We start from the raw sequence: 21499 nt of genomic DNA, 5'->3' as shown, positions 1-21499 counted from the left end.
AAGGGGGAAGAGATCTGGCGGGGGGACGAAGGCGAAGCCGAGCGGCTGGAACTAGAAGTGGAAGGTCGCGAAGAGGTCGAGGCCCACGCCGTTCACGAAGTTCTTCGACAGCTTGTTGATCCCCGCGACGTTCGGGTTCCCGAAGTAGAACCCGCGGTAGAGCAGGCGCCCACCGAGGGAGAACCACGGGCCGAGCCAGACCTCCACGCCACCACCGGCGTCGAAGGTGGGGCCCGACGCGAAGACCGTGCCGCTACCGCCATAGTAGGAAGAGTAATTGGGCCCGAGGTACGCGAAGCCAACGCCGGCCTGGAAGAAGGGCTCCACCGGACCTCGCGTCGGAATGAACACCTTCACGTCCGCGGTAATGGACATCAGGTACAGGCTGTCGAGATACGTCACCGTCCAGCCGGGCTCGTGAAAGGTCTCGTTGTGGAAGGTCATGCCCCAGTTCAGTTCGAGGGCCACGAAGGGTCCGAGCCGGATGCCGCCGTGCAGACCAGCGCCACCGCCGTGACCCATGTACCCGTCGGAGTAGTCGCTGAGCTGTTTGGCCACGACGAGGCCGCTCAGGTGACCGCCCACGTAGCCGTGCACGCGATGACGGAAAGAGAAGTACGGGTTCGTGGGCGGGGGGGGCGGCGGCGCGTACCCGTAGCCGTAGTACTGCGCGCTCGCGTCCCGTGTCGCGAGGAGCAGTGACGCTCCAAGAAGCAGAGCCGGTAAGAAGACGGTAAGTCGACGTCTATTCATGATGAGCCTCCGTGGCAACGTGAGCCCAGATCCATCGGCGGCCGCCACCCGACAGGCGTCCGCCGCTGCGCGAGGGATAGGGGAGCAACGGGTGCGCCAAGTCTACGCTCCCCGATCATGGAAGGCAATTTGTCGAGATCATGACGAAGTACCCTTCTCCGGGGGACGCGCCGCCCAGCCCACCGTGCCGTGCGCACACGGCGCGAGTGTGAAGACGCGTTCTCAGTCGGAGCACGGGAGCGAACGAAGCGACGCGGTCTGCCGCGGGTCACCTCGAGGGTACGAGCAGCCTGGCGCGGAGCTTCACCGTCTGTGCGAGGGAGCACGTCCGGAGCCCGCCTCCCGGCGCTTGAGCCGGTCCAGCGCCTCGGTGGCGAGACCGCGGATCTCTTCGTCGCCGTGCCCCACCGCGACGAACTCCAGGTACTCGCGCGCCTCGTCGCCGCCGAGGGTCGCGATGCCGTCGAGGAGCTTGGTGAGCTTCGCAGTGTCCGAAAACTTCGCGAGACGGGTGAGGTGCGGCACGGCCCGGCGATCCCCGATGGCGATCAACGCTCCAATGGCTCGGTCGGCCAGCCTCTCGTCGGGGTGCTTCAGCAGCGCCACGAGCGCAGGAACCGCCGGAGCGATGCGACGGTGGGCCGCGATCTCCGCCGCCGCGCCCGCTCGCAGGTGATCCCGGTCCCGGAGCGCCGCCACCACCTCGGTATCTCGGGCCGTGGCGAGCCGCGCCTGGTAGAGCAGGTCGTCGAGGACCGTCTCGACGAGCCCACGCAACACGCGGCGCCGCTCCCGCACCACGTCCCCGGAGCTGGCGAGAGGTCGAGCCGCGCTCGCCTGCAGCTCGAGGGCTTCGGGCCTGCCGAGCACCGTCCCCCGTCCCGAGACGAGCGCTACGAAGCGCGCCGCTTCTGCGTCGTCCGACGAGTCCGCTTCACCGTCCGGTCGACCAATGCCGACCTGCAACGTGAGGTGGTAGGCGCCGGGGGACGACGGCTCCACGCGCCGCACGACCGAGCTCGCCCGCAGCCGGGCCTCAACGAGCGTCTCCACCTCTCGGGCACCGAGGCCCGGCACGCGGTCCTCCGGTGCCGAGAGCTCACGCACCGCGAGGCGACCGATGGCGAGCGGAGCCGCGTCCGCCGAGACACCCGCGCGACGCGAACACCCGCCGCCCACCATCGCGACGGCCCCGGCCAGAGGGACGACGAGCAGTCGCACGTCCACTCCCGCTCTACGACCCGTCGCCGAGCGCGCTCGGCGTCAGCTCGACGAGGTCCGAGTGATACTGCTCTCCGAGCAAGGCGGCCATCTCGCGAGCGGCGCGCTCCAGCTCCGGCGCGCTCCCCGCGAGCGCGGCCACGGAGGTCACGGGCTGGGTCAATCCGCAGGGCACGATCATCTGGAAGTGCGACAGCTCGGGAGCGAGGTTCAGCGCGAAGCCGTGCGTTGCCACTCCACCGCGCGCGTCGACTCCCACCGCCGCGATCTTTCCTCCGGCGGTCCACACCCCGGGGGCGTCGTCCCGAAACCAGGCCTCTATGCCGTAGCGGCGGAGCCACGTGACGAGCGACTGCATCATCCCATCGACGTGCGGACGGATCGCCCGGCCGATGCGTCGAATGGGGTAGCCCACGAGTTGACCCGGGCCGTGATAGGTCACGTCCCCCCCCCGCCCCACCTCGAAGAGTTCGACCCCGACGGAAGCCCTACGGGCCTCGGAGATCAGCACGTGAGCGGATTGCGCGGAGCGGCCGAGCGTGATGACCGGCGGGTGCTCCACGAGGAGCAGCGTGTCGGCCGCACTCCCGCAGCGAACCTCGTCCTTCAGCCGCGTCTGCAGGGCGAGGGCGCGCCCGTACGGCACGCGGCCGAGGAAGGTCCATCGCAGAACGGAGCGCGTCAAAAGCCCTCGTCAAGGGACAAAAAGTTGAAGTCCAAAGATCGATATAGTATGCGTCAAAAGTGCCACGGCGTGTGTGTCAGAATCCGCGGACGCAGTCCTATCCCAATGGGATTGCAGAGGGATGAGTCTGGCTCGGCGGTTGCTAACTCATGGCGGTATCAGGAGACCGACGATGCTCAAAACCAAGAAGATCGGCGTACTCATGGGTGGCCTCTCGGGAGAGCGCGACATCTCGCTGCAGAGCGGACGCGCCGTACTGGCGGCGCTCGAGAAGCGCGGCTACACCGCGGTCGGCATCGAGGTGGGGAGGGACCTCGATCAGGCCCTGCGCGCCGAAAAGATCGACGTAGTGTTCAACGCGCTCCACGGCCGGTTCGGCGAAGACGGCTGCGTCCAGGGGTTGCTTGAGATGCTGGGCATCGCGTACACGGGGAGCGGCGTGCTCGCCAGCGCCCTCGCGATGAACAAGATCAAGGCCAAGGAGCTCTTCCGGCTCCACAACCTGCCGACGCCGCCCTACTACGTGGTCACCCAGAGCGAGCTGCCCACCCTCGCCGAGAACCACGGAGCGTTCGGCTTCCCCGTGGTCGTCAAGCCCGCGGGCGAGGGCTCGAGCATCGGGGTCTCCGTGGCGGAAGACCTCTCGGAACTGGCCACCGCGTGTGAGCTGGCGCTGCAGCACGACGACGCGGTGCTAATCGAGCGGATGATACCGGGCAAGGAGGTGTGCGTCGCGATCCTGAACGGGCGCGCCCTCGGGGCCATCGGCGTCGTCAGCCACCACGACATCTTCGACTACGAGGCGAAGTACGTCCCGGGCAACGCGCACTACCACGTGCCCGCGCGTCTGTCGCCCGAGCGCTACCGCGGCGTCCTCACCCAGGCCCTGCGCGCGCACCAGGCGCTCGGCTGCACGGGAGTCACGCGCGTGGACATGATCGTGAGCGACCTCGGCAACGAGTACATCCTCGAGGTCAACACGATTCCCGGCCTCACGCCGCAGAGCCTGCTCCCTCGCATCGCCCGTCACGCCGGCCTCGGCTTCGAGGAGCTCGTGGAGGAGATCCTGAAGGGCGCCCGCCTCAATGCCATCGCCTCCGGGCCCCGCCAGGAGCGGCGGTCGGTCCGCGTGGTCTTCCCTGGGCCCGAGCGGCGCTCCATGCTGGCCGGGGGGATCTAACCTCGCACCCTCGTAGGCCGTTGCACGGCGCTTCCTCGCCCTCGCGCCTGCCAAAAAGTTGGTCCCCTCGCTCGCGCCACCTATGATCGGGTGGCCGCATGCAGCCCTCGATGCCCCACGCAGCACCGGCAGAGCGGTGGCTCACGCCTCCGGACGAGAGCGCTTCGCTGCCCGAACCGGCGCTCACCGTCCGCCGCCTGGCGTGGAGCGTCCTCGCCCTGCTCGCCCTGGCGGCCCTCGCGGGACTCGGGTACCGCATCCACCTCGGCACGCTCGCGCACCTCAATCGGACGCTGAGTCGCGGCCTGGGGGTGCCGGTACTCATTCGTGGCGTGAACGCGCGGTGGGGCCCGCAGGTGCTCCTCGAGGGCGTACAGATCGGTCCGTGGATCACTGCGCGCGAACTGCGGCTCGGACTCACCGTCGAGTCGCGCTGGCCCCCGCGCGTCGGCATCCGCGCGGCCACGCTCGTCGGCCCGGTCCTCCAGTGGGACGGAGAGCCGGCACTCCTCGAGCGCCTCCTGGGGGCGCCGCCGGAGCGTCGTCCTCGGGCCCATCCCGCTCCTGCCGCGGCGAGCTCGCGACGAAAGCCTCTCGAGCTTCACGTCGCGGACGGCGCGCTGGCGCTCAAGTTGCGTTGGCGCGGACGGTCCATCGAGCTTCAGGCCGAGCGGATCTGGAGCGAGCCGCGGGGAGCGCTCCAGACGCTGGTGCTCGGACACACCCGGCTCCTCGAGAACGGAATCCCGCTCGCCGATCTGCCCGCCGCCGCGGCCGAGCTGGACGCGCTGCTCGGCTACCGACCGCAGCGCCTCGCCCTCGCCGGCGCGACGCTGCAACCTCCAGGTGGAGGCACGCCGTGGACCGTACCGAGCGCGAAGCTCGTCCGTTCCGGAGGCGCCGTGCGGCTGGACGGGACGCTGGCTCCCGCGCGATCTCGCGGCGGTCGCGTTCGCGTCTCCGGGACGCTGGGCCCCGACCTGTCGCTCTCCGGTGATCACTCGCTGCAGCTGACCTTCCGCGCGCTGGACCTGGGCGCGTTGAGATCCACCTTCCCCGGTCGGCTGACGGGCCTGGCGCTCGAGGGCCGCCTCGAGGGTCAGGTGCACGTCGGGGCCATGGAAGCGCGTGGGGTGCCGGTTCGACCTTCGCTGCGATTCGACCGCGCTCGCGTGCGACATCCGTGGATCGCCGACGGTACGGTGGGACCACTCGACGGCCGCATCGAAGGCGTCGCCTGGGTGAAGGGGGCTCCCCTCGTCGCGCGACTCGAGGACCTGGTCCTGCGCCTGCCACCCCTCGAGCTCCGCGCGCGGGGCACCTTGAACCCCGCGCAGGCCTCGCGTCGGCTCGACCTCGCGCTGCATCTTGCGCCCCTCCCTTGCCAGGCACTGCTCGACCGTGCAGTGGCGAGCGGCTTCGCCCCGCGTCTGGCGGGGATGGCGCTCACCGGTCAGGTGGGCGGAGCCGCGCGGCTCCGACTGGCGGCGACGGGCGTCCTCGGCGACGACGTGGAGGCCGAGGTGACACCGGCTTCGTGTCGCGTGACCAGGGACGCGCCGCGGGCAGACCCGGCGCAGCTGCGGCACGCGGTACGGATGCCGTTGCGCCTCGCCGGTCGACCGACGGGGAGCACCTGGACGATCGGACCCGATAACCCCGCCTACGTCCCTCTCGCGCGTATCTCGCGGCATCTGCGTGCAGCCTTCGTCGTGGCCGAGGACGGGCGGTTCTTCCGTCACGAGGGCTTCGACGGCGAGGCGCTGCGCAAGGCGCTCCTCGTGGACCTGCGGCACGGGAGGTGGATTAAGGGGGCGAGCACCATCAGCCAGCAGCTCGTGAAGAACCTGCTGCTCGACCATCGCCGCACGTTCGCGCGGAAGTTTCAGGAGATGGTGCTCACCTGGCGCATGGAACAGGTGCTCTCGAAACAGCGGATCCTCGAGCTGTACCTGAACATGGTGGAGCTCGGTCCCGGAGTGCTAGGGGTCGAGCAGGCCTCCCAGCGCTACTTCGGTCGTTCGGCCGCCGCCGTCACGCCGCTGCAGGCGGCGCACCTGGCCGCCATGACGCCGAGCCCGGTTCCTCTGGCGCGGCGCTTCGCGCAGGAGCGCCCGGGGAAACCGTGGATGGAACGCCTGGGTCAGCTACTCGCCATGATGCAGCGGGCGGGCAACCTGAGTCGGGCGGAGCGCGCACGGTGGGCCACGGCCCGGCTGGATCTCATTCCCTAAAGAGGGCCCGGCGCCCCCTGCCCTACCCCGCTCACACGCCGAGAAAGAGCCGATTGCCGAAGTTGCGCTCGAGGTCCGCGGCGAAGATCTTGTTCGCCGCGCGCTCGACGTCGTACTCGGCGCGCCGGAACTCGAAGGTGTTCTGATCGGTGTCGAAGATGGTGTAGCTCGCCCGAGGGTCGTAGTCCCGTGGCTGGCCCACGCTCCCCACCGACACGATGTACTTGTAGTTCTCCCGGATCGTGAAACGTGTGGCGACCACCTCGTGCACCTCGGTCGGCGAGAGCGCGAAGGCTTTGCACAGGTGCGAGTGCCCGATGAAGGTCACGCGCCCGAGATCCTCCCAGCAGCAGAGGAGCTGCTGCGCCTGCTCCATGGAGAAGATGTACTCGAACTCCTCGAGGTTCAGCGGGGACCCATGGCAGAACGAGATGTCGAGCTCCCGGTGCTCGTAGGGGAGCGTCCGCAGCCACTCGATGTTCGCCTGGGTCAGCTGCGTCGTGTGGAGGTCGAGAGCGTGGCGGGCGGCCTCGTAGTAGTACGAGTAGTCCATGCGCCCTGCGACGGCCGCGTCGTGATTGCCGAGGATCGTGACCGACGCCGTCCGACGGACGATCTCGGAGCAAGCCTGGGGATCCGCGCCGTAACCTACGGTGTCACCAAGGCACACGTACCGATCGACCGTGTCGGCGGAGTACGCCTTCATCACGGCCTCGAGCGCCTCGAGGTTGGAGTGGGTGTCTGAGAAGATGCCTATGCGCATCTGGGCGGGTCCTCGACCGGGAAAGAAGCCATCATAGCGATGAGGATGACGGCCATCAAGGGGGCGGCGCGCTGGAAATCCTACCGGATCAGGTCGAAGACCAGGGTCCGGCGCTGTCCGGGCCTCAGCGTGACGCGCCGCGGCCGCGCCCGGTAACCGGTTCGCTTGACCGACACCTCGTACGATCCGCCGGGAAGACGCGCGTCCACCGGGGACTCGCCGACCCGCCGTCCCCCGACGAAGACCTCCGCCCAGAGCGGAAGCCCCCCGGAGAGCGTGACCACGCGCAGGTGGGCTAGCCCACTCGTCGGAGGCGCCACGGAGGACTTGCTCCGCCGCTCGCCGGGGAGGTCACGCCGCACCGGCCTTCCCCGGGCCGCAGACGGGGATCCGCCGTCGCGGGATCCTCTCTGGCGGAGCACTGCCCCGTCCACCCGCGGGGCCACGGCTCCGGGGCGGAGAGGCCCCGAGTCGGGGCGCAGCTGGCGCGGCTCGGCCACGCCCTCATCCCGGCCAGGCGTCGCGGACGCGAGTGCCGCAGCTCCCACCTGACCAGTCCCTCCCCGGAGGTCTCTCGGCTCCGACCGGTGCTGGCTCCAGAGGACCGCCCCGATCACGGCCCCCGCCAGCCCGACGACGGCCACACCTGCGGCCACGAGCGTCGGGCGACGCCTCACGCGTCTCAGCTCGCCTGCCGTGGCCGAGAGGGTCGTCTGCTGCCCCGGCCGGTCCGGAGCGACAGGCGCCGTGGCCAGCGCCCCGCCCGCGGCCATCGTACGGGCCGTCGCGAGGCCTGCGTCGGACGCGACGCTCGCGTCTGCCGTCTCCGCGTCCGCCCCCCCGCGCTCCCCCGCGACCTGAGCCGCGTGCCCCGCACGCGCCGCCGTGGGCCGTGGCTGCGCCGCGGCGGAAGCGAGCGCATCCGCCATCTCACGCATGGAGCCGAAGCGCCGGGCGGGCGACTTCGACAACGCCCGGTCGATCACGTGACCCACCGCCTCGGCGAGATCCGGTCTTTGCGTAGAGAGCGGCGGAGCCTGGCCGTGAACGACGTTGTAGAGCACGGCCAGCGTGCTCTCGCCGACGAAAGGGGGACGCCCGGTCAGCATCTCGTACAGGATCGCCCCCATGGCGAAGACGTCGGTGCGGTGGTCCACCTCGGCGCTCCGCCCCTCCGCCTGCTCGGGGGCCATGTAGCTCGGCGTCCCAAGGACCACCTCGCTTCCCGTCAGCACCGAGGCCGACCCGAGGACCTTGGAGATGCCGAAGTCCAGAATCTTCAGCCGGGAAGGCCCCCCGTCGGCGCTCTGACAGAGAAAGAGATTCGGCGGCTTGAGGTCGCGGTGCACGACGCCCCGTCGGTGCGCGGCCTCGAGCGCCGACGCAGCCTGGGAGAAGATCGCCACCGCCTCGTCGAGCGCCAGCGCCCCTCGCCGAAGCAGGTACGAGGCCAGGTCCTCGCCATCGAGATACTCCATCACGAGGTACGGCGTCCCGTCCTCGGTGTGGTTGAAGTCCAGCACCTCCACGATGTTCGGGTGGCCGAGCTCGCTCGTGATCTCCGCCTCGCGTCGAAACCGAGCCACCGCCTCGGGGTTGGACGAGATCGCCGGCGCGAGCACCTTCACCGCGAAACGGCGCCGCACGCGCAGGTGGGAGGCCTCGTAGACGGTGCCCATCCCTCCCTCGCCGACCAGGCGCTCCACCCGGTAGGTCTGCTGGAGCACCTGTCCGACGAGGCCGCTCCCCCTCGCTGGTCCGCGGGACGTCGTCATCATGGGCGGCTCAAACTCTATCACAGCGGACGATCCGCAGCGTCCCGCCACACGCCGCGCCGCGCGGCAGACGCGGCCGGTCGCCTTGCTCCGCGCGATCCGTCTCTGCTACGCTCAGCTCGAGGGCAGCACGAGGGAGCAACGAATCATGACGACTCCGCAACGTTCCCGGTCGCCCGCGCGGCCAGCGGCCAGTGCCGGCGAGAGCGTGCACGACGACGGCGGCGACGCGCTCTGCTCGTGCTGCGAGCCACGAAACCCGCTCGTGCTCCGGCCCGACCTGGGGCTCCTCGCCGACGGCAGCGCCGAGTACGCGCTCTGCGTGCTCCACGAGCCTCAGCCGGTCGTGTATCGCAACCGAGGCGACGGGCTTTACGAGCGGGCACGCCAGCTCTCCCTGAACCCCTCGGGGGAAATCGTCGACGCCCAGGGGCGCGTGCTGGCCCAGGTCTCGGGCGACGCCTTCCAGCGCCTCGCCACCGTGGACGACGACGCGCCTGAGGGGGCTGGGCCGGCGGCGGGCGGCGGAGGCGGAGGCGGTCCCGCAAGCCCCGGAGGCGCGGCCAGACCGAGCACCTATCACGTGGACCTCAGCCAAGACGACTTCTACCGCGCACCGTGAGCGGGCTCAGCCAACAGAAGGCCGTTGGACCGGGGCGCATGCGGCAGTGGGAGCTCGACCTCGACGCCATGGCGCGCGCCGCGGGGTGGGCCCGGCAACGCCCCGAGCTCCTCGCCGAGGAGGTGCGGCCGCTCCTGGCCGGCTTCCCCACCTTCCTCGCCGCCGCAGGGCGTCGCCTCGACAAGGGAAGGTGCTGGGTCGAGGCGGCCGAGCCTCTCCAATGCGACGCCTGTCAGGATCTCATCGTATTCGACCGCGGAACGCGCTGCGCGACCTGCGAACAGCCTGCTCCCGCCGGGGATGTGGTCGGCTTCGTGGGGCGCATCCCGGCCCTGATCACCGGACGCCCCTTCGGCGCCGCGCTGGACCGACGGCTCGAGACGCTCCGAGAGGAAGGCGATACGCGCGCGGCGACGTGGAGCAAGGGGATCCTCTCGGCGGGCGGCCACCGCTACCTCGCACCACGCTACGGGCTGTGGTTTTCCCAGAGCTGGCCCCACTCGGATCCGCCGGTGATGGTCTGGCCGGAGTATTTCGAGGTCCTCGGCATCCCCCCCGACCACGTCTACCACGCGGCGCCCTTCCATCGACTCTGTCTCTTCGCCACGTGGCGCGAGCAGCCGGCCTGTCAGGTGCTCCAGAACCGCGTCGTGCCCCGGCTCCTCATCGATCTCATGGTCGCGGACCTCCAGGCCCTCGACAGGCTGGACGACGCGCTCGACACGCTGGATGTGACGCTCTACCAGCTCTACAACATGGTGGGACGACCGGGGGGCAGCGACCCGCTCCGACGCGTGTACGACGAGCTGGTGGGCGCGTGATCCTGGTCTCCGAAGCCGCGGCGGCGCCCCTCTTCGCCGAGGTGCAGCGCTGGGTGGATCGCGGGCTGCGCGAAGGGGGCGCGCCCCTCGAGTCCTTGCTCTACCCGCTCTCGGCCCTCGTGCCCCGAACGGAGCTGACCTCGCCGCTCGAGCCGGTGCGCCTGGACCAGCTCGCGCACCTCGTGGTGGACGCCGTCGCAGTTCCCCCCGACGGGGCGAAGTCCTTCACCGCCGCCAACTGCCACTTCGCAGGACCCGACCTGGAGGCCGTCAGCGCGAGCTTCAACCGCGAGATCGATGCGGTGCTTTCGGCTCGACCCCGGCTCGGACTCCACTCCAAGCTGCACGCCCACCCCTTCCAGGGGGGCTGCTTCCTCTCGGCCGGGGACCGCTATCACGGCATCGCCTCGCCCGCCGCGCGGCAATGGCGCGAACGTCGCGGCCTCGCGACAGCCATCCTTCACGTCGTCCATCCCGACGACTCCCCGCGCCCGAGCGACGGCCCCTGGCAGCTCGACGCACGGGGCGCCGTCGCAAGCTGCAACGGACGCCCCGTGCGCTGGCGCCTGAATACCTGGGCCACCGACGCTGCCGGAGAGCTGACCGACCTCGGCCCCGCCACCATCGTGGCTCCAGAGCACCCGGCCCTCCTCGCGGCCCGCCGTCCCCCCTACTGGGCCACTCCCGACGGCTCCCGCTGGTGCGATGCGCAGAAGACCGCACTTCGAGCCGCCGGTTACGAGGTCAGTCGGAACCTGCTCGGAAGAGGCTGGCGACGCTACCTGGTGCGCGCTGGCGGACGCCAGGTGCTGATCGCCCTGCCCCCGGACTTCCCCGCGGCGCCGCTGCGCTTGCTCGAGATCCGGCGCGCCTGGTGCAACGACTTCGAGCCGATGGCCGTGCCGGCGTGGATCCTCCGCGGATCTCTCCGCCAGCGCTCACTGGTCCGCCTGGTGCGCCACCTCGGAGCCCCCGGCTCGTGACCGTCGACACCCGAGCCGCGTACTACCAGCGCGTGCGGGCCGTGGTCGGCGACAGCCTCGCCGATGGTCACGCCGCGATCTGGGATCTCGGTTTTGGCTACCTCGCCGCGGAGGCGCTGGCGCGTACCGGGCTCCGCCGGCAGACCTGGTTCGACGGCGGCGCTGCGACAGGCGCCTTCTGCCGCAGCCTCGGGTGGCGGTCCGCGGGCCAGCCCCGCGGACCGGCCCTGTCCGAGCACTGCCAGCGCCACAATCGCTTCGAGCAGAACTGGTCCCTGACGTGTCGCCCTCGCGAGCTGGACGAGCTGCGGCGGGTCCTTTCCGCAGATCCACCGCACGTGCTCCTCGCCCGCGGCGACGAGCACGCCCCGGCTCTCGCGCGCCTGGCTCTCGACCATGGGGTCCCGCTCGTGCTGGCCTTCGTTCCGCGCACCGGGCCGGCGCACGCGCTCCACGTCGTCTGGCTGCCCGGGAGCCGCGTCGACCCGGAGGCCCTCCTGTCGTTCTGCGGGGAACTATCCGCGCTGCCCCAGTTGGATCTGGACCGGCTCGAACACCACCTCGAGGGCCTCGAGGCGCGAAGCGTCGGGCTTTCCCTGGCGCGCTGGATCCTGGCGCGCGACCGGCCGCCACGACCCGACCTCGAAGAGCCCCTGGTCCATGCCGGCGCGGCAGTCCTCCTGCGCGGCGGCCCCGACTGGCCCTGGGCGGTCGGCTTCGCCCGTCCGAGCGGCGAACTTCTCGAACGCCTCGGACGCGCAGCCTCGCCCCGCTACCTCCCGCCCGCCGCGTTCCGGGGCAAGGAGCGCGTGCTCGTGCTCGGCCTCGGCACGGCGAGCCTCCTCTGTGCCGAGCTCGGCCCGTGGGCCAAGCAGCTCCTCGCCGTGGACTGCAAACCCGTCAGCCCCTACAACCCGGTGCGACAGATCTACGGCACGGACTGCATCGGTCAGAACAAGGGAGAGGCGCTCCTCGGGATCCTGGCCGACAGATGGGATCCCACCGGCGCCTGGGAGACTCGCCGCGACGGCGACCTCCTCCTGCGCGTCGGGGCGCAGCATACGCTGGCCACCGCGGAGCTGGAGCTGACCGCCGAGAACGAGGACGCCCGCCGGCGATTTGCCGCGCTGCTGGATGCTTTCCAGCCGAGCCTGGCCGTCGTCGCCATGGGACGAAGCCGTGACGACAACTTCGTCGCCGCCGCGGAGCTGCGCCGCCGAGGGATCCGACATGTGACCCCTACCGCCTTCCCCGGCGTGAGCCACTTCAAGCACATCCTCACCGACGGAAGCCTAGGTCCCTGTTATGACTGCCTCCAGGGGCATCTCGCGATCGACGGCGGCGCAGCGCCGACCCTGCAAGCCGAGGAGCGCGACCTCTTCTACGGCGGAACGCAACCCGCGACCCTCGCGGAGACGCTCCCTTCAGCCCACAGCCTCCTCCGCGTGGTGACCGACCTCGCGCTTCCAGCCGCCGCCCGCCCGCCGTATCTCCTGCGGGAGCTGGCCCACGAACGAAATTGCTGGGTCGGTGCGAACCGCGTGGAGCGACGCCCCGAAGGGTGGCTCTACGGGGTGGCACGGCCCTTCAACCTGGTGACCTACGGCGTCGAGGACCTGGTGGGATCGCGCGCCGAGGAGCGCTGTCCTTGCGGCCGGGTGAACCCCGTTCGACGGGTCTGACCTAGCCGGGGCGGCTCCAGGGCAGCTCGGGCTGCCGACGCTCATGGTATGCTCCGCCCACGATGGCGTTGCCCCACGACGAATCCCTCCAACGGGTCATCGACGAGGCGGGGGAGCTGGCCGCCCGAGGCGGTACACCCTACTCGAGCGGTCACCTGTTGCTCGCGCTCCTCGGGCGCGAAGGGCCCGCACGCCAGCTCCTCCTCGACCGCGGGTTGAGCGCGGGTCGGCTCACAGAACAGCTCACCGCGCTCGGCGCCGACTCCGAGGCGGGCGAGGTCGTGACCCTCGTCCGAGACCGCTGCGCGCGACTGGCCCAGAGCTGCGGCGCGCGCACCGTGGATCCGCTGCACCTGCTCATCGTCCTCTGCACGCTCCGTGAATCGCTCGGGTACCGCACGCTCGCTGGAGCCGGATTGGATCCGGCCAGCCTGCGGAGCGCGGCGCTCGCCGTCGCCACCGGAGGTCCGCACCTCCACCGCCGGAGTACTGCCGCTCGAACTCGACCTCCGTTGTCCGGGACCGTGGCGCCACCTGTGGATCCGGAGTCTCCGCCCGGCGACGCACGCACCCCAGAGGCAGAATCGGTCGCCGAGCCGACGCCCGGCGAGGACGCGACGACCCCTCCGCGGGGACGCCTCCGCCGCCGCGCCGAGGCACGCCGCGACCCGCGCGTCACCCGTGGAGGCTCCGGCGCCTCGGCAGCGGATCCGCCCCGTTGCCTCCCCACGCTCGACGCCTCTCGCTTCCCCACCCTGACCGCGCTCGGTCGGAATCTCTCCCTCGCCGCGGCGCGCGGGGAACTCGAGCCTCTGGTTGGGCGGCGCGCGCTCGTCGAGCAGATCCTGGACATCCTGGGGAAGCGTCGCGCGAATAACCCCTGTCTCGTGGGAGAGCCCGGCGTCGGCAAGACGGCGCTCGTCGAGGGGCTGGCGTACCTGCAGGCCAGCTCGCCGGAGGAGGTGCCCTTTCTCGACGGGCGCCAGCTCGTGGAGCTCAACATGGGGGCCCTGCTCTCCGGCACCCAGCTCCGTGGATCCTTCTCCGAGCGCATGGCCGCACTGCGCGCGGAGGTGGAGGCCGCGGAGGGATCCGTGATCGTCTTTCTGGACGAGATCCACACTCTCGTGGGGGCCGGGGCCGTCGGAGAGGGCGCGCTCGACGCCGTGGGCGAGCTCAGCGCGTCGATGGCGCAGGGCAAGTTCCCCTGCATCGGGGCGACCACCGCCGACAGCTTCAAGCGCTACATCGAGGAAGCTCCGGCCCTGGTGCGCCGCCTCGTGCCGGTGGTGGTCCCGGAGCCCTCCGACGAGGAAACGCTCGCCATCCTGCGCGGCGTGGCCCCGTCGTACGCGCGCCACCACCGGGTCGAGATCCTCCCCGAGGCGCTGGACGCCGCGGTGCGGCTCTCGGGCCGCTACATCACCGACCGCTTCCTGCCGGACAAGGCCATCGGCATGCTGGACCTGGCTGGAAGCCGCGCGCGCCGCCGCGGCCTCAAGACCGTGGGACGGGCCGAGGTCGCGCACATCGTCGCGGAGAGCGCCGGGATGCCGCCGGATCGCCTGCTCATGACCGACACCGAGCGCTTCCTCCGCATGGAGGGCTTCCTGCGCGAGCGCGTCGTCGGGCACGACGAGGTCCTCAAGCGGGTCGCGGAGGTCATCCGCCGGAACTACGCCGGCTTCGCGACCGACCGGCCCATCGGCTCCTTCCTCTTTCTGGGCCCCACCGGGGTCGGCAAGACCGAGCTCGTAAAGGTCCTGGCCGACTTCCTCTTCCAGAACCGCGACGCCCTCTGCCGCTTCGACATGAGCGAGTTCATGGAGCCCCACAGCGTCGCGCGACTCATCGGCTCTCCCCCGGGCTACGTCGGCCACGAGGAGGGCGGCCAGCTCACCGAGGCCGTGCGCGGCAAGCCCTACCAGATCGTGCTCCTCGACGAGGTCGAGAAGGCGCATCGGGAGGTCCTCCAGGTGCTTCTGCAGCTGCTCGACGACGGACGTCTGACGGACGGTCGCGGCCGCACCGTGGACTTTTCCCACACGGTGGTCGTCCTCACCTCGAACCTCGGTAGCGAGCTCTACGAGCGTCGACGAGGCCCGATCGGCTTCGGGCTCTCGGCCAGCTCGGACACCGGGGCGGACGCCGAATGGGAGCGCGTGACCCAGGAGGTGCTGGCCGCCGCACGCCGCGCCTTTCCCATCGAGCTCTGGAACCGGATCGAACAGCGGCTCGTCTTCCAGCCGCTCACGCGGCCGCAGGTGCTCGCCGTGGCCCGCCTCCTCGTCGCCGACTCGAGCCGCCGCCTGGAGCAGGAGAAGCAGATCCGCTTCGAGGCCACCGAGGCCGCGCTGGATTACCTCATCGACCACGGCGGCTTCGACCCCCTGCTCGGCGCGCGGCCGATGCGCACGACGATCCAGCGATTGATCGAAGGGCCTGTGGCAGAACAGATCCTCGCCGGTCGTGCCCGCGCGGGAGATACGCTGCGCGTGGATCGTGAGGGGGAAACGCTGGTGGTGAGTCGGATGCTCGCCGAAGGGGGAACGCGGCCCGAGGAGGAGGGCGGCTCGCGACCGGCCTAGTACGGATGGCCCGTGTTCGGGGGGTGGATCTGCATATTGCCGCCGGAGAGGCACCCCATCTCCTTCACCCACGCCAGATCCGGCGTGACGTCCACGTTCTCCTTGCAGGTCTTGTTCGAGGGCGCCGACTCGGTGCCCTGCCCGTCGGCGTGGTGCACGAGCTTCTTGTCCGGTCCGTACACGTCGATGGCGTAGCGGTCACGCAAGATACCTCCCTCGGCGTGGTCGAAGACCCGGACGTCGAAGAAGTGCCCGTCCTTGCCGTTGAACTTGCCCACGCCGCCGAAGTTCACGTAGTTGGGCTCCGCCTTGGGCACCTGCGGCCCCTTGAGGCTCGGGTACTTCTTGCACGCGATGTACGTCACGCGACCGACCAGGTGGTTCTGCCCGTTGATCGTCGTCCCCGTCACGTCGTGGTGGTCGACGTGGTTCCATTCCCCGCGCACCGGCGCGGCCTTCATCGTCATGGCGTTTCCGCCGAAGCTGTCCCGCGTGTCCCCTTTGCCGAAGGTTCCGCCGCCCGTGAACCAGCACCCTCCCTGCTCGGGCGTGAGCTGCTCGGCGGGCGTCCCGGGTGTCCCGGGCGTCCCGGGAGACGTGGGTTCCGTCGGAGTGTTCACGCCGGGGGTCGTGCCGCTGGTCCCGTCACCCGACCCGGTCTCGTTGAACAGGCACGCCACACCGTCGGAGGTCTGGCAGAGGCCGTTGTCCATCAATTCGTACCGGCTTCGGCCCTCTTCGCTACCAATCGTCCCCCCTTGGCATCCACCGAGGAGAGCGGCCAGTGCGACAGAAGCGGTCCAGCGCGTTTTCATTCGACAGCTCCTCTGCTCGAGTCCGTGGGTAGGCAATGCAACCTTCGGGCCCGGCTGCAGGCCGCAGCCTCCTGTGACTGCGCGCCCCCGGGAATCCAGATTTGCTTAATACTTGCGCATTATTACGCATCATACCGCTCGCGCGGCAGGACTCGGACGACACGCTGAGCCGGAGTTGCCGCAGCGGCGGCGCGCCAGAAATGGCCTAGTTCAGCCCGTTGTGGCGCGCAGGCAGGCTCACCACCGAACCGCGCCCAGCCCCCCCTCCGGGACATAGGACGGAGAGCGACTCCCCGCGTAGATCCCGATCCCTATCCCGGCCCCCGCCACAGCCACGGCCGACACCGCGGTCCAGAACCACCACCGGCGATAGAACGGCCGCGCGACGGCAGATTTTGCCGGAGGCGCCTCGGCCGGAGGGTCCGCTCGCCGGCGCGCGCTCGGAACCCGCGGCGCCGCCGCGACCGGCGGCGACGGATCCACGGGAGCCTCGACCGCCGGAGGTTGAAGTTCTCGCACGATCTCCTCCACCTGCGCCCGCAACGGGGAGGTCGGCGCGGCCTTGAGAAACGCCTCGTAGTAACGAATGGCCTGCGCGCGATCCCCCAGGCCCCGATGCGACTGCGCGATGTTGAGCAGGAACGCGGGGCGCGGATCCAGCTCGTACCCCCGGCTGAACTCCCGCACCGCCGCCGCGTAGTCTCCCTGCGCATAGGCCGCCTTGCCGGCCCGGTGATGCTGGCGGGCCCTAGCCGCAGCGCCCGATGGCTCAGCGCGCGCCGCGCCGCCCCCGTCGAGGCACGGCAGCAGCAGGCAAGCCGCCACCACGGCGAGCCACCCCATCGCACTCCGCAGTCGCCCGAATCGCATCACTCCTCGTAGGGGTCGGTCAGGCCGCCCGCCTTCAGGTCGGGAGTCGCCGGCGCCCCCTCCTTGCGAACGGGACGCGGCGTGGGTCGCCCCGCGCGCGGTGGCCGCGCGGCCACGGGGTCGCGACGTCGCTTCGTCGGTCGCTCACTCGGTACCGGTCCGGCCTTGCGCGCCGGCGCCTCGGCAGCCCGAGGGCCTTTCGACGTCTCGGGGCGCGCTGGGGCTTCGGACTCCGAGGACTCAGGCGCAGGGGGCGCTGCGGGCTTCGGCTCAGGACGTGACGGAGGCCGGTGCACGAGGCCTGGCGCACGCTTCGGCGTCGCCGCGACCGCCTGCGTGCGCTGGGGCCGTGCTGCCGCCTCGGGCGGGCTGACGGCGGCGCTCCCGGTTCCTCTCGGCTCCGCCCGCCGAGCCTGGCCCGCTCCGGGAGGTCCCGGCAGAAGCAACAGCACCGCCACTATCGCCCCGGCGCCGAGCAAGCATCCCAGCGCCACCATCAACATCCAGCGCGGCGCACCGCGCACCGCGCGTCGCGGCCTCGCGCGCCGCCTGAGGGAGCTACCGGTCTGGGTGACCGACCCCGGGCGGAGGCTTCCTTCGAGCTCTTCCGAGAAGGAGTCGTCCTCGAACTCCCCTACGCCAACGCTCGCGAGCGACCGGCGTCCCGAGCCCGCCTCGCGCACCAGCGCCCCGAGCTGCGCAGGGCCGAAGACGCGACCGGCGAGCAGACCCTCCAGCGCCTCGGCCATGCTCTGCGCCGAGGCAAATCGGTCGGCGGGTCGCTTGCTCAGCGCGCAGGCACAAATCCGGTCCAGCTCCTCCGGCAGGTCCGGTCGCACGGACGAGATCAGCGGCGACCTGGCCTGCACGACGTTCGTGAGCGTCAGGTAGTCGGTCTTCCCCTTGAAGAGGCGCCGTCCCGCGAGCAACTCCCAGAGCACCACGCCGGCCGAGAAGACGTCAGAGCGGGCCGTCACGTCCTTGCCTTCGGCCTGCTCGGGGGACATGTAGCTCCACTTCCCCTTCATCGTGCCTGTGCGCGTCTCTTCGCGGTCGATGGCCTCGGCAGCCTTCGCAATGCCGAAGTCCACCACCTTGACCGCCCCCTGAAACGACAGCATGACGTTCCCGGGGCTGACGTCGCGATGCACGAGGCCCAGGGGGCGTCCGTCCCGCTGCAGCACGTGGGCGTAATGCAGGCCCAGGCAGACCTGCAGCATCACGTAGGCCGCTGCCTCGACGGGGACCGGGTTCCGCCGTCCGTAGTGCCTCATGAAGCGCAGCAACGGCACGCCGTCGATGTGCTCCATGGCGATGAAGTACTCGTCGGTTCCGCCGAAGTCGTAGATCTGGACGATGTTCGGGTGCTGAAGCAGCGCGGAGACACGCGCCTCGTCCACGAACATGCGCACGAAGTGCTCGTCCTTGGCCAACTCGGGGAGAATTCGTTTGATCACGACGGGACGCGAGAACCCCTGCATCCCGTGGAGCACGGCCCGGTGCACGGTGGCCATGCCACCGTGCCCGATCTCTTCCAGCAGCTCGTACTTGCCGATCCTCGCCGGCGCGCGCACCAACCAACTCCACAAGCCGTGGCCCGAAGGTTAATGGTGCACCATCGGTCGCCGTCGCGTCAACGCGCCGGCCAGACCTGAGCTACGCGGCCTTCGCCCCACGAGGCGCCGCTGAGGAACCACCGTCGCCGCTCACCGCCCCGAAAGCTGCATGACCACGGATCCTTCGCTGCCCTTCGCGGCGGCGTCGACGACCAGGAAGTACTGCCCTGCCTGCACTCCCTTGAAGACCACCTTCCCGACCGGCTGCCCCGCCGTGGTCTGGCACGCCACCGGAGCGGCATCGCAGGCGAACCCGGGTCCACCGTCCTTGTACAGCGCGAGCACGTGGTTGCCGAACTGGGCGAAGTCGACCGTCACGTCACCCTTCATCGGCAGGGCGAGGCTGACGACGCTGTCCTCGCCGCCCCCGAGCGCGCACCCCGTCGCCTGGTCGTCGACCGAGCCCTTCGTCGTCACGGCAACGTTTCTCGGCGCCCCGGCGAAGGGGATCATGCCCACCACCTGGTCGGGCTTGCACGTCTGTCCCTGGCAGATTGGCTTGCTCGAGCAGTTGCTGTCCTGGCAATCGATCTTGCCGTCCCCGTCGTCGTCCACCTTGTTGTTGCAGATCTCCTGGGCATGGTCGGGCGTAGCGCTCAGCGTCAGGTTCATCGTCCCCTCGCTGCCCGACTTGAAACCCTCGACGATAACGTAGTACTTGCCCGGCTGCAGGTTGGGGAAGATGAAGTTGCACCCGAGGGGACCCGTCTGCATGTCGGCGCAGTTGATCGGCGTCTTGTCGCACGGGTCGCGGGGCTTGCCCGGCAAGAAGAGCCCGATCACGTGGTCCCCTGTCTGCGAGCAGCTCACCTGAAGGCCCGAGACCTGCGGCAGGTCCACCTCGATGACGGAGTCCTTTCCCCCACCCAGCGCGCAAGGCACGGTCTGATCGTTGTTCGCCTTGGTGAGGTCCAGCTTCACCGTCCGAGGCGCCCCTCCCGGCGGGAGCTGCCCCACGCGCTGATCCACGGTGCAGACGGGGCCCGCACAGCCGAGGACGCCGGTGCAGTCGCTGTCCAGGCAATCGATCAGTCCATCCCCATCGTCGTCGATCTGGTTGCCGCAGAGCTCGGGGCCCCGGTTGCGATACGCGCGGAAGGTCAGCCGCACTGACCCTTCACTTCCGGGTCGGATCGCATCCACCACGTAGTAGTACACGCCCCGCTCCACGCTGTCGTACGAGACCAGAAAGCCCGGTCGATGGTTCGAGTCGAAGCACGTTCCGCTGTCGGCCGTGCAGGAGCTGCCCGGGCCGAGGTCGCGGTGCATCCCGAAGACGTGCCACCCCTGCTGCTGCGCCTCGACGGCGATCCCTCCCGCAGCCGGCATGACGACACGAATGACGCGATCGTGCCCTCCGCCCGCCGCGCAGACGAGACTCTGGTCGTCGCCGCCACCCACTGTCGTCACGGTGACGGTCTTCGCCGGCCCGTCGATCACCAGCGTTCCCAGGTTCGCATCCCAGCGGCAGGACTGATTCACGCATGCGGCGTCAAAGGTGCAGTCCAGGTCGCTGCAATCCACCGCTCCGTCGCCGTCGTCATCCTGCGCGTTGCTGCAATGCTCGGGCGTGGCGAGCTGCCCGGTGCTCAGCGTGACGAGCACTGTCCCCTCGAGCCCCCGCGAGAAGGCCTCCGCGAGGAGGTAGTACTCCCCCGCCTCGAGTCCCTTCACGCTGAACGACCCCGTCTTCTCCGATTTCGTGTCGAAACACCCGCGCGAGTTGGCGTTGCACGCCTCGCCCACCCCCGCACGGTAGAGCGCGAGCACGTGGTCCCCAGCCTGCTGCTCGAACGAGATCTTGAGGTCGGTCTTGGCCGTCAGGAGGAAGCGCCCCACGACCTCTCCGCCGCCGGCCGCGGCGCAGGTGGAGGCGTAGACGTCCGTCCCACCGACGGTTCGAAGCGAACGCGCGACGCTGGCACCTCTCGGCGCGATGCTACCGAAGTCGACCGTGGGCTTGCAGCCCTGGCTCTGACATCCGGTGGTCCCCACGCAATCCGGATCCGCGCAGTCCACCGCGCCATCCCCGTCGTCGTCGCGGGAGTTGTCGCAGATCTCCTTCCCCGGCCTGCAGAAGGGCTGAGCGGCGCAGTCGGAATCCTTGCAGTCGGTCAGCCCGTCCTCGTCGTCGTCGAGGCCGTTGTTACACACCTCGGCCCCCGGCTGCTTGCACTTCGGGTGGCGGAGGCAATCGGGGTCCCGGCAATCCACCAGACCATCGCCGTCGTCGTCCTGCTGGTTGCTGCAGTTCTCCTGCCCCGGAGCGCACGCCGGGTTTCCTCGGCAGTCCGAATCGTCGCAGTCGATGGCGCCGTCTCCATCGTCGTCTTGCTGGTTCGTGCACTGTTCCGGGCCCGCGGGGCAGGCGGGGGTTCCCGCGCAATCGGGATCGCGGCAGTCCACGAGACCGTCGCCATCGTCGTCGAGCCGGTTATTGCAGTCCTCGGTCGTGGGCTTGCACGCCGGATCGAGCACGCAGTCGAGGTCCGCGCAGTCCACGAGGCCGTCGCCGTCGTCGTCCTGCCGGTTCGCGCAGAGCTCGAACAGCCCGGCGCACCCCGGCTCCGCCGCGCAGTCGGGGTCCTTGCAGTCCACGCGACCGTCGCCGTCGTCGTCGAGCCCGTTGCCACAGACCTCTGGCCTCGGCGGCTCGTTGCAGCCCGGCTGCCCCAAGCAGTCGGGGTCCCGGCAGTCCACCAGGCCGTCACCATCGTCGTCGGTCTGGTTCCCGCACACCTCGCTCGTCCCGCCATCGGACGTCCCGCCGTCGGACGTTCCGCCGAGGGACGGGGTGCGCCCGCAGGCCGAAAGCAGCAGTGGCGCTGCGACCAGCGCGTAAACCCACGGGGAGTGACGTCCGTTCATCGCTCGACCTCTGTGCCAACGGG

At 70.3% G+C, this 21499-nt stretch carries 16 protein-coding genes; 7 read left to right on the top strand and 9 right to left on the bottom strand.

Annotated features, from left to right (window positions below; translation table 11 throughout):
- Nucleotides 1–51 precede the first annotated feature (51 nt).
- The 3 genes from IT371_02870 to lipB form a co-directional block, all read right to left on the bottom strand.
- Nucleotides 52–753: a hypothetical protein gene (locus IT371_02870; protein MCC6746571.1), complete on the bottom strand. Its 702-nt coding sequence runs from the start codon at nt 751–753 to the stop codon at nt 52–54.
- Nucleotides 754–1056: 303 nt separating this feature from the next.
- A complete protein-coding gene (locus IT371_02865) occupies nt 1057–1974 on the bottom strand; it encodes a HEAT repeat domain-containing protein (GenBank protein ID MCC6746570.1) in 918 nt (305 codons plus the stop codon).
- A gap of 13 nt (nt 1975–1987) precedes the next feature.
- On the bottom strand, nt 1988–2659 hold the full coding sequence (lipB, locus tag IT371_02860) for a lipoyl(octanoyl) transferase LipB (protein ID MCC6746569.1): 672 nt from the start codon (nt 2657–2659) through the stop codon (nt 1988–1990).
- Nucleotides 2660–2831: 172 nt separating this feature from the next.
- Between lipB and IT371_02855 the strand changes: the two genes are divergently transcribed.
- Both IT371_02855 and IT371_02850 read left to right on the top strand, forming a co-directional pair.
- A complete protein-coding gene (locus IT371_02855) occupies nt 2832–3839 on the top strand; it encodes a D-alanine--D-alanine ligase (GenBank protein MCC6746568.1) in 1008 nt (335 codons plus the stop codon).
- A 110-nt stretch (nt 3840–3949) separates the two neighbouring features.
- Nucleotides 3950–6073, top strand: a complete 2124-nt coding sequence (locus tag IT371_02850; GenBank protein MCC6746567.1) for a transglycosylase domain-containing protein — start codon at nt 3950–3952, stop codon at nt 6071–6073.
- A 31-nt stretch (nt 6074–6104) separates the two neighbouring features.
- Here IT371_02850 and IT371_02845 read toward each other — a convergent pair whose 3' ends face one another.
- Both IT371_02845 and IT371_02840 read right to left on the bottom strand, forming a co-directional pair.
- Nucleotides 6105–6836, bottom strand: a complete 732-nt coding sequence (locus IT371_02845; GenBank protein ID MCC6746566.1) for a metallophosphoesterase family protein — start codon at nt 6834–6836, stop codon at nt 6105–6107.
- Between the two features lie 80 nt (nt 6837–6916).
- Complete coding sequence (locus IT371_02840) at nt 6917–8614, bottom strand: protein kinase (protein MCC6746565.1); 1698 nt, start codon at nt 8612–8614, stop codon at nt 6917–6919.
- A gap of 145 nt (nt 8615–8759) precedes the next feature.
- Between IT371_02840 and IT371_02835 the strand changes: the two genes are divergently transcribed.
- From IT371_02835 to IT371_02815, 5 genes are all read left to right on the top strand, one after another.
- Nucleotides 8760–9233: a hypothetical protein gene (locus tag IT371_02835; protein ID MCC6746564.1), complete on the top strand. Its 474-nt coding sequence runs from the start codon at nt 8760–8762 to the stop codon at nt 9231–9233.
- 38 nt (nt 9234–9271) lie between these two features.
- The gene (locus IT371_02830) at nt 9272–10054 is read left to right on the top strand and encodes a hypothetical protein (GenBank protein MCC6746563.1); all 783 of its coding nucleotides are present in this window, start codon (nt 9272–9274) and stop codon (nt 10052–10054) included.
- Nucleotides 10051–11037, top strand: a complete 987-nt coding sequence (locus IT371_02825; protein MCC6746562.1) for a hypothetical protein — start codon at nt 10051–10053, stop codon at nt 11035–11037. The genes IT371_02830 and IT371_02825 overlap by 4 nt, the downstream gene beginning before the upstream one ends.
- A complete protein-coding gene (locus tag IT371_02820) occupies nt 11034–12719 on the top strand; it encodes a hypothetical protein (GenBank protein ID MCC6746561.1) in 1686 nt (561 codons plus the stop codon). Before IT371_02825 ends, IT371_02820 begins: the two co-directional genes overlap by 4 nt.
- Nucleotides 12720–12781: 62 nt before the next feature.
- A complete protein-coding gene (locus IT371_02815; GenBank protein MCC6746560.1) occupies nt 12782–15307 on the top strand; it encodes an ATP-dependent Clp protease ATP-binding subunit in 2526 nt (841 codons plus the stop codon).
- Here IT371_02815 and IT371_02810 read toward each other — a convergent pair.
- The 4 genes from IT371_02810 to IT371_02795 form a co-directional block, all read right to left on the bottom strand.
- Nucleotides 15304–16020: a hypothetical protein gene (locus tag IT371_02810; GenBank protein MCC6746559.1), complete on the bottom strand. Its 717-nt coding sequence runs from the start codon at nt 16018–16020 to the stop codon at nt 15304–15306. The two genes, IT371_02815 and IT371_02810, sit on opposite strands and share 4 nt — an antisense overlap.
- A 339-nt stretch (nt 16021–16359) precedes the next feature.
- Entirely contained in the window at nt 16360–16992 is a 633-nt protein-coding gene (locus IT371_02805) for a tetratricopeptide repeat protein (protein MCC6746558.1), read from the bottom strand.
- Nucleotides 16992–18566 carry a protein kinase gene (locus IT371_02800; GenBank protein ID MCC6746557.1) on the bottom strand — a complete coding sequence of 525 codons (1575 nt, stop codon included), beginning with the start codon at nt 18564–18566 and terminating at the stop codon, nt 16992–16994. The genes IT371_02805 and IT371_02800 overlap by 1 nt, the downstream gene beginning before the upstream one ends.
- 132 nt (nt 18567–18698) lie before the next feature.
- Nucleotides 18699–21476: a hypothetical protein gene (locus tag IT371_02795; protein MCC6746556.1), complete on the bottom strand. Its 2778-nt coding sequence runs from the start codon at nt 21474–21476 to the stop codon at nt 18699–18701.
- Nucleotides 21477–21499: the final 23 nt, after the last annotated feature.

The sequence above is a fragment of the Deltaproteobacteria bacterium genome, from assembly GCA_020848905.1.
GTDB lineage: Bacteria > Myxococcota_A > Polyangia.
Note: the sequence above shows the minus strand (reverse complement) of the source record. Positions and strands in the feature narration are given on the sequence as shown.

Excerpts from the sequence above, each read along its gene's own strand:
- IT371_02830 (MCC6746563.1), top strand. The coding sequence starts at position 9,272 with ATGCGGCAGTGGGAGCTCGACCTCGACGCCATGGCGCGCGCCGCGGGG.
- IT371_02845 (MCC6746566.1), bottom strand. The coding sequence starts at position 6,836 with ATGCGCATAGGCATCTTCTCAGACACCCACTCCAACCTCGAGGCGCTC.
- IT371_02850 (MCC6746567.1), top strand. The coding sequence starts at position 3,950 with ATGCCCCACGCAGCACCGGCAGAGCGGTGGCTCACGCCTCCGGACGAG.
- IT371_02815 (MCC6746560.1), top strand. The coding sequence starts at position 12,782 with ATGGCGTTGCCCCACGACGAATCCCTCCAACGGGTCATCGACGAGGCG.
- IT371_02840 (MCC6746565.1), bottom strand. The coding sequence starts at position 8,614 with ATGATGACGACGTCCCGCGGACCAGCGAGGGGGAGCGGCCTCGTCGGA.
- IT371_02855 (MCC6746568.1), top strand. The coding sequence starts at position 2,832 with ATGCTCAAAACCAAGAAGATCGGCGTACTCATGGGTGGCCTCTCGGGA.
- IT371_02795 (MCC6746556.1), bottom strand. The coding sequence starts at position 21,476 with ATGAACGGACGTCACTCCCCGTGGGTTTACGCGCTGGTCGCAGCGCCA.
- IT371_02870 (MCC6746571.1), bottom strand. The coding sequence starts at position 753 with ATGAATAGACGTCGACTTACCGTCTTCTTACCGGCTCTGCTTCTTGGA.
- IT371_02805 (MCC6746558.1), bottom strand. The coding sequence starts at position 16,992 with ATGCGATTCGGGCGACTGCGGAGTGCGATGGGGTGGCTCGCCGTGGTG.
- IT371_02810 (MCC6746559.1), bottom strand. The coding sequence starts at position 16,020 with ATGGACAACGGCCTCTGCCAGACCTCCGACGGTGTGGCGTGCCTGTTC.
- IT371_02835 (MCC6746564.1), top strand. The coding sequence starts at position 8,760 with ATGACGACTCCGCAACGTTCCCGGTCGCCCGCGCGGCCAGCGGCCAGT.